General features: G+C 70.3%; 13 protein-coding genes. All 13 read left to right on the forward strand.

The window, feature by feature from the left end; all coding sequences use genetic code 11:
- Positions 1-51: 51 nt before the first annotated feature.
- The gene (gene uvrC, locus ACIPSE_RS19300; RefSeq protein ID WP_401664136.1) at positions 52-2,073 is read left to right on the forward strand and encodes an excinuclease ABC subunit UvrC; all 2,022 of its coding nucleotides are present in this window, start codon (positions 52-54) and stop codon (positions 2,071-2,073) included.
- A complete protein-coding gene (gene rapZ / locus ACIPSE_RS19305; protein ID WP_401664139.1) occupies positions 2,070-3,038 on the forward strand; it encodes an RNase adapter RapZ in 969 nt (322 codons plus the stop codon). The genes uvrC and rapZ overlap by 4 nt, the downstream gene beginning before the upstream one ends.
- Complete coding sequence (gene yvcK, locus ACIPSE_RS19310; protein ID WP_401664142.1) at positions 3,035-4,102, forward strand: uridine diphosphate-N-acetylglucosamine-binding protein YvcK; 1,068 nt, start codon at positions 3,035-3,037, stop codon at positions 4,100-4,102. Before rapZ ends, yvcK begins: the two co-directional genes overlap by 4 nt.
- Entirely contained in the window at positions 4,093-5,082 is a 990-nt protein-coding gene (whiA, locus tag ACIPSE_RS19315) for a DNA-binding protein WhiA (protein WP_401664145.1), read from the forward strand. Before yvcK ends, whiA begins: the two co-directional genes overlap by 10 nt.
- Positions 5,083-5,272: 190 nt before the next feature.
- Positions 5,273-8,224, forward strand: coding sequence for a M14 family zinc carboxypeptidase (locus ACIPSE_RS19320; protein ID WP_401664148.1), 2,952 nt, complete (start codon positions 5,273-5,275; stop codon positions 8,222-8,224).
- A gap of 228 nt (positions 8,225-8,452) precedes the next feature.
- Positions 8,453-9,463, forward strand: a complete 1,011-nt coding sequence (gene gap / locus ACIPSE_RS19325; protein WP_401664150.1) for a type I glyceraldehyde-3-phosphate dehydrogenase — start codon at positions 8,453-8,455, stop codon at positions 9,461-9,463.
- 132 nt (positions 9,464-9,595) lie between these two features.
- Positions 9,596-10,807 carry a phosphoglycerate kinase gene (locus ACIPSE_RS19330; protein ID WP_401664152.1) on the forward strand — a complete coding sequence of 404 codons (1,212 nt, stop codon included), beginning with the start codon at positions 9,596-9,598 and terminating at the stop codon, positions 10,805-10,807.
- A gap of 6 nt (positions 10,808-10,813) precedes the next feature.
- Complete coding sequence (tpiA, locus tag ACIPSE_RS19335) at positions 10,814-11,590, forward strand: triose-phosphate isomerase (RefSeq protein WP_401664155.1); 777 nt, start codon at positions 10,814-10,816, stop codon at positions 11,588-11,590.
- 143 nt (positions 11,591-11,733) lie between these two features.
- Entirely contained in the window at positions 11,734-11,964 is a 231-nt protein-coding gene (gene secG, locus ACIPSE_RS19340) for a preprotein translocase subunit SecG (protein ID WP_401664457.1), read from the forward strand.
- 199 nt (positions 11,965-12,163) lie between these two features.
- The gene (locus ACIPSE_RS19345) at positions 12,164-12,499 is read left to right on the forward strand and encodes an RNA polymerase-binding protein RbpA (protein WP_003976875.1); all 336 of its coding nucleotides are present in this window, start codon (positions 12,164-12,166) and stop codon (positions 12,497-12,499) included.
- A 161-nt stretch (positions 12,500-12,660) separates the two neighbouring features.
- The gene (locus tag ACIPSE_RS19350; RefSeq protein ID WP_401664158.1) at positions 12,661-13,929 is read left to right on the forward strand and encodes an MFS transporter; all 1,269 of its coding nucleotides are present in this window, start codon (positions 12,661-12,663) and stop codon (positions 13,927-13,929) included.
- Positions 13,930-13,981: 52 nt separating this feature from the next.
- Complete coding sequence (pgi, locus tag ACIPSE_RS19355; RefSeq protein ID WP_401664160.1) at positions 13,982-15,634, forward strand: glucose-6-phosphate isomerase; 1,653 nt, start codon at positions 13,982-13,984, stop codon at positions 15,632-15,634.
- A gap of 98 nt (positions 15,635-15,732) precedes the next feature.
- Positions 15,733-16,713: a hypothetical protein gene (locus ACIPSE_RS19360; protein WP_401664163.1), complete on the forward strand. Its 981-nt coding sequence runs from the start codon at positions 15,733-15,735 to the stop codon at positions 16,711-16,713.
- Positions 16,714-16,724 lie beyond the last annotated feature (11 nt).

The raw sequence follows: 16,724 nt of genomic DNA on the forward strand, positions 1-16,724 counted from the left end.
CTTGTCCACAGGCCCGCCGGAGTGTCGGTGCGCGCCAGTAGGGTGTGAGACATGGCCGACCCCTCCAGCTACCGCCCCAGGCCGGGGCAGATCCCGGACTCTCCCGGGGTGTACAGGTTCCGTGACGAGCACCGCCGGGTGATCTACGTCGGAAAGGCGAAGAGCCTGCGCCAGCGCCTGGCGAACTACTTCCAGGACCTGGCGAACCTGCACCCCCGCACCCGCACCATGGTCACCACGGCGGCGTCCGTGGAGTGGACCGTGGTGTCCACGGAGGTCGAGGCCCTGCAACTGGAGTACTCCTGGATCAAGGAGTACGACCCCCGGTTCAACGTCAAGTACCGCGACGACAAGAGCTACCCCTACCTCGCGGTGACCCTGAACGAGGAGTACCCGCGCGTCCAGGTGATGCGTGGTCAGAAGAGGAAGGGCGTGCGCTACTTCGGGCCGTACGGACACGCGTGGGCGATCCGCGACACCGTCGACCTGCTGCTGCGCGTCTTCCCCGTGCGCACCTGCTCCGCCGGCGTCTTCAAGAACGCCGCCCGCACCGGCCGGCCCTGCCTCCTCGGCTACATCGGCAAGTGCTCGGCCCCCTGCGTCGGCCGCGTCACGCCCGAGGAGCACCGCGAACTCGCCGACGAGTTCTGCGACTTCATGACCGGCCGCACCGGCACGTATCTGCGCCGGCTGGAGAAGCAGATGGCCGAGGCGGCCGAGGAGATGGAGTACGAGCGGGCCGCCCGGCTGCGCGACGACATCGAGGCCCTGCGCAAGGCGATGGAGAAGAGCGCCGTCGTGCTCGCCGACGCGACCGACGCCGACCTCGTCGCCGTCGCCGAGGACGAGCTCGAAGCGGCCGTCCAGATCTTCCACGTCCGCGGCGGACGCGTGCGCGGCCAGCGCGGCTGGGTCACCGACAAGGTCGAGGACGTCACCACCGCGGCCCTCGTCGAACATGCCCTCCAGCAGCTCTACGGCGAGGAGCGCGGCGACGCCGTGCCCAAGGAGGTCCTCGTCCCGGCCCTGCCCGACCCGGTCGAACCGCTCCAGGAGTGGCTGGCGGGCCACCGCGGGTCCAACGTCTCGCTGCGCGTCCCGCAGCGCGGCGACAAGAAGGCCCTCATGGAGACCGTCGAACGCAACGCGCAGCACGCGCTCGCCCTGCACAAGACCAAGCGGGCCTCCGACCTCACCACCCGCTCGCGTGCCCTGGAGGAGATCGCCGAGGCCCTCGACCTCGGCAGCGCGCCGCTGCGCATCGAGTGCTACGACATCTCCCACCTCCAGGGCGACGACGTCGTGGCCTCCATGGTCGTCTTCGAGGACGGCCTCCAGCGCAAGAGCGAGTACCGCCGCTTCCAGATCAAGGGCTTCGAGGGCCAGGACGACGTCCGCTCCATGCACGAGGTGATCACCCGCCGCTTCCGGCGCTACCTCGCCGACAAGGAACGCACCGGTGAATGGGCCGACGAGCTCCAGGACGAGGACGGCCGCCCCCGGAAGTTCGCCTATCCGCCCCAGCTCGTCGTCGTCGACGGCGGGCAGCCGCAGGTCGCCGCCGCCAGGAAGGCCCTCGACGAGCTCGGCATCGACGACATCGCCGTCTGCGGCCTCGCCAAGCGCCTGGAGGAGGTGTGGGTGCCGGACGACGACGACCCGATCGTCCTGCCCCGCACCAGCGAGGGCCTCTACCTGCTCCAGCGCGTCCGCGACGAGGCCCACCGGTTCGCGATCACCTACCAGCGCGCCAAGCGCGGCAAGCGGTTCAGGTCGAGCCCCCTGGACGACGTCCCCGGTCTCGGAGACACGCGCAAGCAGGCGCTTCTGAAACATTTCGGCTCGTTGAAGAAACTTCGATCTGCCACCATCGACCAGATCTGCGAGGTTCCCGGTATAGGCCGCAAAACAGCCGAGACCATTGCCGTGGCCCTCGCCCAGGCGGCACCCGCCGCACCCGCGGTGAACACAGCCACTGGAGAGATCATGGAAGAGGAACCCGACGTGACGGGTTCCGGCGGGCAGCCCGTGACGGCGGGCACCGCGGACGACCGACGGGGGCAGGAGACATGAAGGTGAACAGGAACGACGGGCAGGACGGGCAACCGGACCGAGCCGGAGAAGGAGCACAGGTGAGTACGGGCACGACCAGCGACGCGGCCGGGATCCCCGACGTGGCCATCCCCGAGCTGGTGATCATCTCCGGCATGTCGGGAGCCGGCCGCTCGACCGCGGCCAAGTGTCTGGAGGACCTCGGCTGGTTCGTCGTCGACAACCTGCCGCCCGCGCTGATCCCCACCATGGTGGAGCTCGGCGCCCGCTCCCAGGGCAACGTGGCGCGGATCGCGGTCGTCGTCGACGTCCGTGGCCGCCGCTTCTTCGACAACCTCCGCGAGTCCCTCGCCGACCTGGAGTCCAAGCACGTCACCCGGCGGATCGTCTTCCTGGAGTCCTCCGACGAGGCCCTGGTGCGCCGCTTCGAGTCCGTGCGCCGCCCGCACCCCCTCCAGGGAGACGGCCGGATCGTCGACGGCATCGACGCCGAGCGCGAACTGCTGCGCGAGCTGCGCGGCGACGCCGACCTCGTCATCGACACCTCCAGCCTCAACGTGCACGAGCTGCGCGCGAAGATGGACGCCCAGTTCGCGGGCGAGGAGGAGCCCGAGCTAAGGGCCACGGTGATGTCCTTCGGCTTCAAGTACGGCCTCCCCGTCGACGCCGACCTGGTCGTGGACATGCGCTTTCTGCCCAACCCGCACTGGGTCCCGGAGCTGCGCCCCTTCACCGGCCTGAACGAGGAGGTGTCGGCGTACGTCTTCAACCAGCCCGGCGCCAAGGAGTTCATCGACCGCTACGCCGAGCTGCTCCAGCTCATCGCGGCCGGCTACCGCCGCGAGGGCAAGCGGTACGTGACCATCGCGGTCGGCTGCACCGGCGGCAAGCACCGCTCCGTGGCCACCGCCGAGAAGCTCGCCGCCCGCCTGGTCTCGCAGGGTGTGGAGACCGTCGTCGTACACCGGGACATGGGACGGGAATGACCGCACGTTCTCCGCGGCTCGGCAGGCTGCGCCGGGTGGTGCCCGAAGGGCGCTCCGGACGGCCCGTCGAGACCCGCGGCGCAAGGCCCCGGCGCCGTGGCGCCCAGCCCAAGGTGGTGGCGCTCGGTGGCGGCATGGGACTGTCCGCCTCGCTCGCCGCACTGCGCCGGATCACCGGCGACCTGACCGCCGTCGTCACCGTCGCCGACGACGGCGGCTCCAGTGGCCGGCTCCGTGACGAGCTGGGCGTGCTGCCGCCCGGCGATCTGCGCAAGGCACTGGCCGCCCTGTGCGGGGACGACGACTGGGGCCAGACCTGGGCCCGGGTCATCCAGCACCGCTTCCAGTCCAAGGGCGACCTGCACGAGCACGCGGTCGGCAATCTGCTGATCGTCGCCCTGTGGGAGCAGCTCGGCGACCACGTCCAGGCGCTCGACCTGGTCGGCAAGCTGCTGGGCGCGCACGGCCGGGTGCTGCCCATGTCCGCCGTGCCCCTGGAGCTCCAGGCCCTGGTCAAGGGGCACGATCCGGAGCGGCCCGAGGACGTGGACACCGTCCGCGGGCAGGCCACCGTCGCCCTCACCCCGGGCGAGGTGCAGTCCGTGCACGTGGTGCCGCACGACCCGCCCGCCGTGCCGGAGGCGGTCGCCGCCGTGCTGGACGCGGACTGGGTGGTGCTCGGCCCCGGGTCGTGGTTCTCCTCGGTCATCCCGCACCTCCTCGTGCCCGAACTGCTGGATGCGCTCACCGAGACCAAGGCGCGCCGGGTACTCTCGCTGAACCTCGCGCCGCAGCCGGGAGAAACCGAAGGCTTCTCACCGCAGCGTCATTTGGAGGTTTTGGGACGACACGCCCCTAAACTCGCCCTGGACGTGGTGCTGGCCGACGAGGCCGCCGTGCCCGATCGCGATTTGCTCACCGAGGCCGCCAAGCGGCTCGGCGCCGCGGTCGAGCTGGCGCCGGTGGCCCGGCCGGACGGGACTCCCCGGCATGACCCGGAGCTGCTTGCCGCCGCGTACGACCGTATTTTTCGGATGCATGGAAGGATCGGCCCATGGCGATGACGGCAGCGGTGAAGGACGAGATCTCCCGGCTCCCCGTCACCCGGACCTGCTGCAGGAAGGCGGAGGTCTCCGCCATTCTGCGGTTCGCCGGCGGCCTCCACCTGGTGAGCGGGCGGATCGTGATCGAGGCGGAGCTGGACACCGCGATGGCGGCGCGCCGGCTCAAGCGGGACATCCTGGAGATCTTCGGCCACAGCTCCGAACTGATCGTGATGGCACCGGGCGGACTGCGCCGCGGCTCGCGCTACGTCGTGCGCGTCGTCGCCGGCGGTGACCAGCTCGCGCGCCAGACCGGCCTGGTCGACGGCCGGGGCCGCCCGATCCGCGGCCTGCCCCCGCAGGTCGTCTCCGGGGCCACCTGCGACGCCGAGGCCGCCTGGCGCGGGGCGTTCCTCGCCCACGGCTCGCTGACCGAGCCCGGCCGCTCCTCCTCCCTGGAGGTCACCTGCCCGGGCCCCGAGGCCGCGCTCGCCCTGGTCGGCGCCGCCCGCAGGCTCTCCATCGCCGCCAAGGCCCGCGAGGTGCGCGGAGTGGACCGCGTGGTCGTCCGCGACGGCGACGCGATCGGCGCGCTGCTCACCCGGCTCGGCGCCCATGAGTCGGTGCTGGCCTGGGAGGAGCGCCGGATGCGCCGCGAGGTGCGGGCCACGGCGAACCGTCTCGCCAACTTCGACGACGCCAACCTGCGCCGCTCGGCCCGCGCGGCCGTCGCCGCCGGTGCCCGGGTGCAGCGCGCGCTGGAGATCCTCGCCGAGGAGGTCCCCGAGCACCTGGCCGCCGCGGGCCGGCTGCGCATGGAGCACAAGCAGGCCTCCCTGGAGGAGCTGGGCGCGCTCGCCGACCCGCCGCTCACCAAGGACGCCGTGGCCGGCCGTATCCGCCGTCTGCTGGCCATGGCCGACAAGCGGGCCCAGGACCTGGGCATCCCGGGCACGGAGTCCAGCATCACCGAGGAGATGGCCGACAACCTGGTCGGCTGACCACCCGTCGGCACCTCGACGGCCCTGTGCCGGCGTGTCGCTGACCCTCCGTCAAGAAGCCGGTGCCGTAGCCCAGTCGGGTGAGCGGCACCGGCTTTTTCGACGTCCGTGTGGCGCCCTTGACTGGATCATGAACTGTCATGAGCCTGGCATACGTTCGCTGCTGTGGCGAACCACGCAAGGGGGGCTCATGAGACGAAGAACGAGACCGATCCTCGCTGTCGGCGCACTCCTCCTGGGCGCGGCGGGCCTCGCGCCCCTCGCGCAGGCCGCGGAAGGCGCAGGCTCTCCCGACCCGAACGAGATCAAGGTCTTCCGTGCCGAGGTCACCAGCGCGCAGGTACCCCTGCTGCTGGCGGCCGGGCAGGACGGCCACGAGCTGAGCGAACAGGTGCCCGCCAGGGGCACCGCCACCGTCGAGGTCTATCTGACCGACGAACAGGCCGGCAAGCTGGAGAAACAGGGCGTCGACCTGACCGAGCACACCCTCTCCGCCAAGGCCGAGAACCGGGTGGAGCAGGCCGCCGAGGGCGTCTTCCGCCCCTACAGCGGCAGCGGTGGCATCCAGCAGGAGATCCTCGCGACGGCCCAGGCCAACCCCGGCCTGACCAAGGTCGTCTCGATCGGCAAGACCGTGAGCGGCCAGGACATCCTCGCGCTCAAACTGACCAAGGACGCGAAGAAGTCCAAGGACGGCGCCAAGCCCTCCGTCCTCTACATGTCCAACCAGCACGCGCGTGAGTGGATCACCCCGGAGATGACCCGGCGGCTGATGCACTACTACCTGGACAACTACCGCACCGACCGGCGGATCAAGAAGATCGTCGACTCCAGCGAGCTGTGGTTCGTCGTCTCCGCCAACCCGGACGGCTACGACTACACGTTCCAGAGCGAGGACACCCGCCTGTGGCGCAAGAACCTGCGCGACAACAACGGCGACGGCACCATCCGCATCGGTGACGGTGTCGACCTCAACCGCAACTTCTCCTACAAGTGGGGCTACGACAACGAGGGTTCGTCGCCCAACACCACCAGCGAGACCTACCGCGGCGCGAGCCCGGGCTCCGAGCCCGAGACGAAGGCCATCGACACCTTCGAGAAGCGGATCGGCTTCACCTACGGCATCAACTACCACTCCGCCGCCGAACTCCTGCTCTACGGCGTCGGCTGGCAGGTCGCGACCGACACCCCCGACGACGTCCTCTACAAGGCGCTCGCCGGCACCCCGGACAACTCCGCGATCCCCGGCTACCACCCGCAGGTCTCCTCGGAGCTGTACACCACCAACGGCGAGGCGGACGGCCACGCGTCGAACGTCAACGGGCTCGCCATGTTCACCCCCGAGATGTCGACCTGCCAGACCGCCTCGGACCTCGACCCGGACGACCAGTGGAACGCGGCCGACTGCCAGTCCGTCTTCAACTTCCCCGACGACGAGAAGCTGATCCAGCAGGAGTTCGAGAAGAACATCCCCTTCGCGCTCTCCGTCGCCGAGTCCGCCGGCCTGCCCGACCAGCCCAAGTCCTCCCTGGGCCTGACGGCCGCCGACTTCACCCCGGCCACGTTCACCACCTCCTACGCGCGCGGCGCCGACCAGGAGGTCTCCGTCGTCGCCCGCAGGTCCGTGCGCGACAAGGAGCTCAAGTACCGCGTCAACGGCGGCCGTACGCACGACACCTCGCTGCGCGCCTGGAAGGGCGGCGAGACCTACGGCGGTGAGGACAACCTCTACTTCGACGAGTACCGGGCCAAGGTCACCGGCGCCGGTCCCGGCGACAAGGTCGAGGTGTGGTTCACCGGCGAGGCCCGCGGAAAGAAGCGCGTCTCCAGCGCGCACTTCACCTACACGGTCGCCGAACGCCCGCGCGCGGACGTGCTCGTCGTGGCCGAGGAGGGCGCGGCGGCCACCCAGGCGCAGACCTACGTCGACGCCCTGAAGGCCAACGGCCGCAAGGCGATCGTCTGGGACGTCGCCACCCAGGGCGCGCCCGACGCGCTCGGCGTCCTCGACCACTTCAGGACCGTCGTCCACTACACCGGCGCGGCCGTACCGGGCAACGCCACCCAGCTCGAACTGCGCGCCTTCCTCAACGAGGGCGGCAAGCTGATCGAGGCGGGCGAACGGGCCGGCGGCAGCGTCGACCTCGGCGGCGGCACCCTGTCCAACGACTTCAGTCAGTACTACCTGGGCGCCTACACCCGCACCACCCTGCCCGGGGCCACCGCCTTCCAGGGCACCGGGAAGCTCACCGGCGCCGACGGGGCGCTCGGGGCGGCACCGGGCAACCCGCTGGACGCGGCCGGGTCGTACAGCGTCACCTCGGACAACCTCCCTGCCGCCACGTTCCCGCAGTTCGCGAGCGCGGGCGCGGGCACCTACCCCGGCACCGTCAACCCGTACGGCCCCTACGAGGGCGCCTCCATGGCCGCCGTCACGCACAGCGACTACGCCTGGAACCGGCTGACCCGCACCATCGACCTGACGAACGTGACCGCCGCGCAGGCGCCCACGTTCCGCACCCGGATGCTGTGGAGCACCGAGGAGGGCTACGACCACGCCGTCCTGGAGGCGCGGACCGCGGGCGGCGAGGACTGGACCACGCTGCCCGAACAGAACGGGAAGACCAGCAACGCCGTCCCCGTGGAGTGCGAGGCCGGGTACTTCATCGCCGCGCACCCCGCGCTCAAGCGGTATCTGACCCTCGGTGACGGCGGCTGCACGGCCTCCGGCACCAGTGGCCAGTGGAACAGCTTCACCGGGGCGTCCGAAGGCTGGCAGGAGGTCTCCTTCGACCTCTCCGCCTACGCCGGGAGGACCGTCGAGATCTCCCTCGGCTACATCACCGACCCCGGCAGCGGCGGACGCGGCGTCCTCGTCGACAACGCCTCCGTCGTGATCGGCGGCCAGGCCGTCGAGACCGAGGGCTTCGAGACGTCGCTCGGCGCCTGGACCGTGCCCGGACCGCCCGCGGGCAGCCCGGCCGCGGTCAAGGACTGGGGCCTCGCCGGTGAACTGTTCAAGACATACGGCGCGGTCACCACGGACGACACGGTCCTGCTGGGCTTCGGCCTGGAACACCTCACCGCGGCGGCCGACCGCGCGACCCTGCTCGGAAAGGCCCTCGGCTCACTCGGCGGGTGAACGCACTGGTCAACACTGACTGACCCTCCGTAGTCATTTCGAGCTACACGGCCTTTCGGCCCGGGCGGTCCGTACCCCTACTGGCGGGTACGGACCGCCTGCCCGTGTATGGGGCATCTCGATGTCACCGACGCGGCATCGGAGAGGTAGGGTCAGAGGCGGTCGGGGACATCCCAAACAGAGCTCGCCGGCACCGCATGGCCGGCGTACCAACGAGGAGATCGGTTCGTGACGATCCGCGTAGGCATCAACGGCTTCGGTCGTATCGGTCGCAACTACTTCCGCGCACTGCTGGAGCAGGGTGCTGACATCGAGATCGTGGCTGTCAACGACCTGGGTGACACCGCTACCACCGCGCATCTGCTGAAGTACGACACGATCCTGGGCCGCCTCAAGGCCGAGGTCTCGCACACCGCCGACACCATCACGGTCGACGGCCACACCATCAAGGTGCTCTCCGAGCGCAACCCCGCCGACATCCCGTGGGGCGAGCTGGGCGTCGACATCGTCATCGAGTCGACCGGCATCTTCACCAAGAAGGCCGACGCCGAGAAGCACATCGCGGGCGGCGCCAAGAAGGTCCTCATCTCGGCTCCGGCCAAGGACGAGGACATCACCATCGTGATGGGCGTCAACCAGGACAAGTACGACCCGGCGAACCACCACGTCATCTCCAACGCCTCCTGCACCACCAACTGTGTGGCGCCCATGGCGAAGGTCCTCGACGAGAACTTCGGCATCGTCAAGGGTCTGATGACGACGGTCCACGCGTACACCAACGACCAGCGCATCCTGGACTTCCCGCACTCGGACCTGCGCCGCGCCCGCGCCGCCGCCGAGAACATCATCCCGACCACGACCGGTGCCGCGAAGGCCACCGCCCTGGTCCTCCCGCAGCTCAAGGGCAAGCTCGACGGCATCGCGATGCGCGTCCCGGTCCCGACCGGCTCCGCCACCGACCTGGTCGTCACCCTCCAGCGCGAGGTCACCAAGGACGAGGTCAACGCCGCGTTCAAGAAGGCCGCCGACGACGGCGACCTCAAGGGCGTCCTCGTCTACACCGAGGACCCGATCGTGTCCTCCGACATCGTGAGCGACCCGGCCTCCTGCACCTTCGACTCCTCCCTGACCATGGTCCAGGAGGGCAACACGGTGAAGATCCTCGGCTGGTACGACAACGAGTGGGGCTACTCCAACCGCCTCGTCGACCTCACGGTCTTCGTCGGCGGCCAGCTCTGATCAGCAGATCAGGCAGCTCGACGTGAGTGCGGGGCTCGGGCGGCGCGACGACGCGCCGTCCGGGCCCCCGCTCGTGCGACCAGCTTTCGTACGATCCAGAGCCGTCCTCCAGGAGCCCCAGGAGTCCCCTATATGAAGACGATCGACGAACTTCTCGCGGAAGGCGTCGCGGGCAAGCGGGTCTTCGTCCGCGCCGACCTCAACGTGCCGATGGCCGACGGTGTCATCACCGACGACGGCCGCATCCGCGCCGTCCTGCCGACGATCAAGGCCCTCGCCGACGCGGACGCCAAGGTGGTCGTCGCCTCCCACCTGGGCCGTCCCAAGGGCGCCCCGGACCCCCAGTTCTCCCTGATCCAGGCCGCCGAGCGGCTCGCGGAGCTCCTCGGCGCGCCCGTCGCGTTCGCCCAGGACACCGTCGGCCCCGCCGCGCACGACGCGGTGAACGGCCTGGAGCCCGGCCAGGTCGCGGTCCTGGAGAACCTCCGCTTCAACGCCGGTGAGACGTCCAAGGACGACACCGAGCGCGGCGAGTTCGCCGACCGGCTGGCCGCCCTCGCGGACGTCTACGTCGGTGACGGCTTCGGCGCGGTCCACCGCAAGCACGCCTCCGTCTACGACCTCCCGGCCCGGCTGCCGCACTACGCCGGCTACCTCATCGCCACCGAGGTCGGCGTCCTGAAGAAGCTCACCGAGGACGTCAAGCGGCCCTACGCCGTGGCCCTCGGCGGCTCCAAGGTCTCCGACAAGCTGGCCGTCATCGACCAGCTCCTCGGCAAGGCCGACCGCATCCTCATCGGCGGCGGCATGGCCTTCACCTTCCTCAAGGCCAAGGGCTACGAGGTCGGCACCTCGCTGCTCCAGGAGGACCAGATCCCGGCCGTCACCGAGTACCTGGAGCGCGCCGAGAAGCTCGGCGTCGAGCTGGTGCTCCCGGTCGACGTCGTGGTCTCCCCGGGCTTCCCGGACCTGAAGGCCAAGGCACCCACCGAGCACTCCGCGGTCGACGCGGACAAGATGCCCGAGGGCCAGCTGGGCCTGGACATCGGCCCGAGGACCGGCGAGCTGTACGCCGGCAAGCTCACCGACGCCGCGACCGTGTTCTGGAACGGTCCCATGGGCGTCTTCGAACACCCCGACTACGCCGAGGGCACCAAGGCGGTCGCCCAGGCACTCGTCGCCTCGGACGGGTTCACCGTCGTCGGCGGCGGAGACTCCGCCGCGGCCGTGCGCACGCTCGGCTTCGACGAGAACGCGTTCGGACACATCTCGACCGGCGGCGGCGCCTCCCTCGAATACCTCGAGGGCAAGACGCTCCCCGGCCTCGCCGCACTGGAGGACTGACCCCGCATGACCACTCGCACGCCGCTGATGGCGGGCAACTGGAAGATGAACCTCAACCACCTCGAGGCCATCGCCCACGTCCAGAAGCTCGCCTTCGCCCTCGCGGACAAGGACTACGAGGCCGTCGAGGTCGCCGTCCTGCCGCCCTTCACCGACCTGCGCTCCGTGCAGACCCTGGTCGACGGCGACAAGCTCAAGATCAAGTACGGCGCCCAGGACATCTCGGCGCACGACTCCGGTGCCTACACCGGCGAGATCTCCGGCTCGATGCTGGCCAAGCTGAAGTGCACGTACGTGGCCGTCGGCCACTCCGAGCGCCGCCAGTACCACAACGAGACCGACGACGTCGTCAACGCCAAGGTCAAGGCCGCCTACAAGCACGGCCTGACCCCGATCCTGTGCGTCGGCGAGGAGCTGGACGTCCGCGAGGCGGGCAACCACGTCGCCCACACCCTCACCCAGGTCGAAGGCGGCCTCAAGGACCTCCCGGCCGAGCAGGCCGAGTCCGTCGTCATCGCCTACGAGCCCGTGTGGGCCATCGGCACCGGCAAGGTCTGCGGCGCCGAGGACGCGCAGGAGGTCTGCGCCGCCATCCGCGCCAAGCTCGCCGAGCTGTACACCCAGGAGCTGGCCGACCAGGTCCGCATCCAGTACGGCGGCTCCGTGAAGTCCGGCAACGTCGCCGAGATCATGGCCCAGGCCGACATCGACGGCGCCCTCGTGGGCGGCGCGTCCCTCGACGCCGACGAGTTCGTCAAGATCGTGCGCTTCCGCGACCAGTGAGCCCGAGGCGGGCGCCCCGCAGGCGAACCGGCAAGAGGTGAGTATGCGGTAGCGGCGTTCCGTCGTACCCTTGCGGGGGCACGGCTCTTCGGCTGTGCCCCTGTCGTCCGTCCAGATCCGAGGAAGTTGGTCCAGCCGTGGTTATGGGGTTCTCGATCGCCCTGATCGTCTTCAGCGGTCTGATGATGCTGCTGGTGCTCATGCACAAGGGCAAGGGCGGCGGCCTCTCCGACATGTTCGGTGGCGGCATGCAGTCGTCCGTCGGCGGCTCCTCGGTCGCCGAGCGCAACCTCGACCGGATCACCATCGTGGTCGGTGTCCTGTGGTTCGCGTGCATCATCGTGCTCGGTCTCCTCATGAAGACGAACAGCTGACCGCCACGCACAATCCGCACGTAAGGCCCCATGTTCGGTACGCGCAGCTGAGCGCGGCCTATCATGGGGCTTGCGTCTAGGTGCGGGAGCTGTAACTCCAACCACTGGACGCGCGTTGGGCCTTACGTAGACTGAGGCGCTCGCAACGAAGCGACACGCCGACTCGCTTCGCGGCACCATCACGCAGGGAGTTACGACCGTGGCAAGTGGCAACGCGATCCGAGGAAGCCGGGTCGGGGCGGGGCCGATGGGCGAGGCCGAGCGCGGCGAGTCCGCGCCGCGGCTGCGCATCTCCTTCTGGTGCTCCAACGGGCACGAGACGCAGCCCAGCTTCGCCAGCGACGCGCAGGTTCCCGAAACCTGGGACTGCCCGCGCTGCGGCTTTCCGGCAGGGCAGGACCGGGACAACCCGCCGGACCCGCCGCGCACCGAGCCGTACAAGACGCACCTCGCGTACGTACGGGAGCGGCGCAGCGACGCGGACGGCGAGGCGATCCTCGCCGAGGCGCTCGCCAAACTGCGAGGCGAGATCTAGGAATTGACGGCCGGTCAGGCACCCACGGGTGCCTGACCGGAGCCGTTTAGGGCCCCTGTTTCTCCACAGGGCCCGAGTTGTCCACAGCCTCAACCGGCTGTCAGTGGTGACCTCTACGGTTTGTGCATCGCTCAGGTGCGGACGAATCGTGAGGGGGAACCGTGGCGACGGTCGAGGCTGTGGCGGTACGCGCGCCCGCTTGGCGCGGGGGGTTCGGACGGTTGTGGGGAGCCGCCGTGCTCTCCAGCTTCGGGGACGCGCTGCGGACGGCGGCGCTGCCCCTGCTGGCGGTGTCCCTGACCGACGAGCCGCTGCCGATAGCCGCGGTCACCGCCTGCGGCTATCTGCCCTGGCTCCTGTTCGGGCTGCTCGGCGGTGCCGTCGCCGACCGGGTCGACCAGCGGCGCGCGATGTGGACGGTGGACGCCCTGCGTGGGCTGCTCGTCGCCTGCTTCGCGGTCGCCGTCACCCTCGGGCACGCCTCGATCGGGTTGCTGATCGCGCTGGCCTTCGCCCTGACCACGCTCCAGACCCTCTTCGACAACGCCTCCACGGCGCTGCTGCCCTCCCTGGTGGACGGCGACGCCCTCGGCAGCGCCAACGCCCGGCTGATGACCGGGCAGAAGATCGCGGGCGGGCTGCTGGGCGCCCCCGTCGTCCCGCTCCTCCTCGCCGGCGGCGCCGCACTGCCCTTCGCGGCCGACGCGGCGACGTTCCTGCTGGCCGCCGCCCTGGTGGCCTCGCTGCGGCCCGCCCCGCCCGAGCGCGCGCCCCGGGCCGCGGGGAGCACCCTGCGCCGGGAGATCGCCGAGGGAGTGCGCGCCCTGGTCGGCGACCGGGCCCTGCGGGGCCTGTGCGCCGCCACCGCCCTGTGCAACATCGGCGTGGGCGCCCTCATCGCCACGATGGTCCTCCTGGTCACCGGCTGGCACGGGGGAGGCCGTGCCGGGTACGTGACGGCGACGACCGCCTGCGCCGTCGGCGCCCTGGCCGGGGGCGCGGTCAACCGGCGGCTCGTCTCGTGCCTCGGACGGGTACGGGCGGTGCTGCTCGCCGGGAGCGTGCAGATCGGCGCGCTCGTCGTGATGGGCACGGTGCGCGACCTGGGCGCGCTGGTCGCCGCGATGGCCGTGTTCGGGCTGATGGGCATGGTGTGGAACGTCAACACCACCACCCTCATGCAGGAACGCAGCCCCGCCGGAATGCTGGGCCGGGTCAGCTCCGCCTTCCGGACCCTCGCCGTCGCCGGGGCACCCGTCGGGGCGCTGCTCGGCGGGGCCGCGGCCACCGCCTGGGGGCTCAACACCCCGGCGCTGCTCGCCGCCGTCTTCTTCACCCTGTCCGTCGCGTCGTTGATACCGGCGTTCAAGCGGCACGTACCTGTTGGTGCACCGGTGGACGGCGCCACGACAGCTCATGCCGTGCGCTGATCAACTAGGTTGGAAAAGCTGGGACAGGCACGAAAGAAGGCTGAAGTCGGACATGAACGCTGACGGTCGTACGAGGCTCAACCAGACACCCGAGTGGGCCGCGCTGGCCAAGCACCGCGAGGAACTCGGCGAGGTGCGGCTGCGGGAGCTGTTCGCCGCCGATCCGGAACGCGGCGCCGGCTGGACGCTCCGGGTGGGCGATCTGCACCTCGACTACTCCAAGCACCTCGTCACCGACGAGACCCTGCGGCTGCTGCGCGAGCTGGCCGCGGCGACGGACGTGTTCGGGCTGCGGGACGCCATGTTCCGCGGCGAGAAGATCAACACGACCGAGGACCGTGCGGTCCTGCACACCGCGCTGCGCGCCCCGGCGGGTGCCGTGATCGAGGTCGACGGGGAGGACGTCGTGCCCGCGGTGCACGCGGTCCTCGACAAGATGGCCGCGTTCGCCGACCGGGTGCGCTCGGGGGAGTGGACGGGCCACACGGGCCGGCGCATCCGCAACGTCGTCAACGTCGGCATCGGCGGCTCCGACCTCGGTCCGGCGATGGCCTACGAGGTGCTGCGCGCCTTCACCGACCGCGACCTCACGGTCCGCTTCGTGTCGAACGTCGACGGCGCCGACCTGCACGAGGCGACCCGCGACCTGGACGCGGCGGAGACGCTGTTCATCATCGCCTCCAAGACCTTCACCACCATCGAGACGATCACCAACGCGACCTCCGCGCGCCAGTGGGTGCTGGACGCGCTCGGGGACGAGGCGGCCGTCGCCAAGCACTTCGTCGCCCTGTCGACGAACGCCGGGAAAGTCGCCGAATTCGGCATCGACACGGCCAACATGTTCGAGTTCTGGGACTGGGTGGGAGGCCGCTACTCCTTCGACTCGGCGATCGGCCTCTCCCTGATGATCGCCGTCGGCCCGGACGCGTTCCGCGAGATGCTCGACGGCTTCCACCTGGTCGACGAGCACTTCCGCACCGCGCCCGCCGAGTCCAACGTGCCGCTGCTGCTGGGCCTGCTGGGCATCTGGTACGGCAACTTCCTGGGCGCGCAGTCGCACGCGGTGCTGCCCTACAGCCACTACCTGTCGAAGTTCACCGCGTATCTCCAGCAGCTCGACATGGAGTCCAACGGCAAGTACGTCGGGCGGGACGGGCGGCCCGTGGACTGGCAGACAGGTCCGGTCGTGTGGGGTACGCCGGGCACCAACGGGCAGCACGCGTACTACCAGTTGATCCACCAGGGCACCAAGCTGATCCCGGCGGACTTCATCGGCTTCGCCGAGCCGGTCGCCGAACTGGGCGACCAGCTCAGGGCGCAGCACGACCTGTTGATGGCGAACTTCTTCGCCCAGACGCAGGCCCTCGCCTTCGGCAAGACCCCGGACGAGGTCCGCGCCGAGGGCGTCCCGGAAGAGCTGGTCGCGCACAAGACGTTCAAGGGGAACCACCCCACCACCACGATCCTGGCGAAGGAACTGACCCCCTCGGTCCTCGGCCAGCTCATCGCGCTGTACGAGCACAAGGTGTTCGTCCAGGGCGCGGTATGGAACATCGACTCCTTCGACCAGTGGGGCGTCGAACTGGGCAAGGTCCTCGCCAAGCGGGTCGAACCCGCGCTGACCGAGGGCGCGGACGTACCGGGCCTGGACGCGTCCACGCGGGCGCTGGTCGCCACCTACCGGGAGCTGCGCGGGCGGGAGTGACCCGAGCGGCGTCGACGCGGAGAAGTGGGCGGCGGGCAACCGCCCGCTTCCCGTAGACTCCCCGCGATCATGGAGGGCATGGCTCGGGGGAGTTCAAGATGGCTGGCTCGCAAGGCGGTTGGACCGGCGGCGGACTGTCCGCGCGGGATCTGCTGAGGCCCAAGCACGCATCCCGCGCGGTGTTCCATCCGGCGTGGATACCGGACGCCGTCGACCCGTCGGTGGAGCAGCTCAAGAAGATCCGCCTCATCGCGGGGACGATCGCCGCCGTCGGTGTCTACACCTTCGTCGAGGGCGGGTTCGCCTTCGACGAGATGCTGGAGAACATGCTGACGGCGTCCGCCGTGCTGCTGTTCATCACCCCGCTGACGGTCGGCGTGATGCTCTACGTCTGGCGGCGCGGCGGCACGGTGGCGGCGCTCAAGGAACCGCTGGTCAACTCGCTGAAGCTGCTGCTGCTCTTCGTGGGGTCGATCGTGCTCACGGTCGTGCTGCTCCAGTCGGCGAGCGGGGTGGGGATCGCGGCCCTCCTCGTCGTCCCGCTGGTGCTCTGGCTGGTCGTCTTCGTGGCCCGGGGTGCCTGGCACGTCGGGGCGAACTTCTTCGGCACCGCCGGTGTCCACCGGGCCCTGCCGCCGCTGCTCGCCACGGTCACGACCTGGCTGATGGCGCTCCCGGACCTGTTCACCGGAGACCTGCACGGCCTCGGCTTCGCCCTGGGGCTGCTGTTCATCCTGGGTGCGCCCCTGACGGTCACCGGCATCGCCTTCCTGGAGCTGAACCGCCTCAAGCAGCACCACGGCATCCACCTGGCCCGCCACCCGCACGCCCGGGCGCCGTTCGCTCCGCCGATGACCCCTCCGATGACCCCTCCGATGCCGCCGCACATGCCCCCGGGCGCGCCGCCCTACGCTCCGCCGCACGTCCCGCCGCAGGGCGACCCGTACGGGCAGCGGTACGGCAACCCCTACCAGCAGGGCACCGGCCCGTACGGCCCGCCCGCCGGGAACCCGTACAACGGCGGCAATCCGCACAATGCAGGGAACCCCTACAACGGCCGGAACCCGTACGGCGGTTGACCGTACGGGTT

The sequence above is a fragment of the Streptomyces sp. NPDC090106 genome, assembly GCF_044747265.1.
Taxonomy (GTDB): domain Bacteria; phylum Actinomycetota; class Actinomycetes; order Streptomycetales; family Streptomycetaceae; genus Streptomyces.

Bases quoted from the DNA above. Each gene is read 5' to 3' on its own strand.
- ACIPSE_RS19360 (WP_401664163.1), top strand. From the start codon at position 15,733: ATGGCTGGCTCGCAAGGCGGTTGGACCGGCGGCGGACTGTCCGCGCGG.
- secG (WP_401664457.1), top strand. From the start codon at position 11,734: ATGGGGTTCTCGATCGCCCTGATCGTCTTCAGCGGTCTGATGATGCTG.
- yvcK (WP_401664142.1), top strand. From the start codon at position 3,035: ATGACCGCACGTTCTCCGCGGCTCGGCAGGCTGCGCCGGGTGGTGCCC.
- whiA (WP_401664145.1), top strand. From the start codon at position 4,093: ATGGCGATGACGGCAGCGGTGAAGGACGAGATCTCCCGGCTCCCCGTC.
- tpiA (WP_401664155.1), top strand. From the start codon at position 10,814: ATGACCACTCGCACGCCGCTGATGGCGGGCAACTGGAAGATGAACCTC.
- pgi (WP_401664160.1), top strand. From the start codon at position 13,982: ATGAACGCTGACGGTCGTACGAGGCTCAACCAGACACCCGAGTGGGCC.
- ACIPSE_RS19330 (WP_401664152.1), top strand. From the start codon at position 9,596: ATGAAGACGATCGACGAACTTCTCGCGGAAGGCGTCGCGGGCAAGCGG.
- rapZ (WP_401664139.1), top strand. From the start codon at position 2,070: ATGAAGGTGAACAGGAACGACGGGCAGGACGGGCAACCGGACCGAGCC.
- ACIPSE_RS19320 (WP_401664148.1), top strand. From the start codon at position 5,273: ATGAGACGAAGAACGAGACCGATCCTCGCTGTCGGCGCACTCCTCCTG.
- uvrC (WP_401664136.1), top strand. From the start codon at position 52: ATGGCCGACCCCTCCAGCTACCGCCCCAGGCCGGGGCAGATCCCGGAC.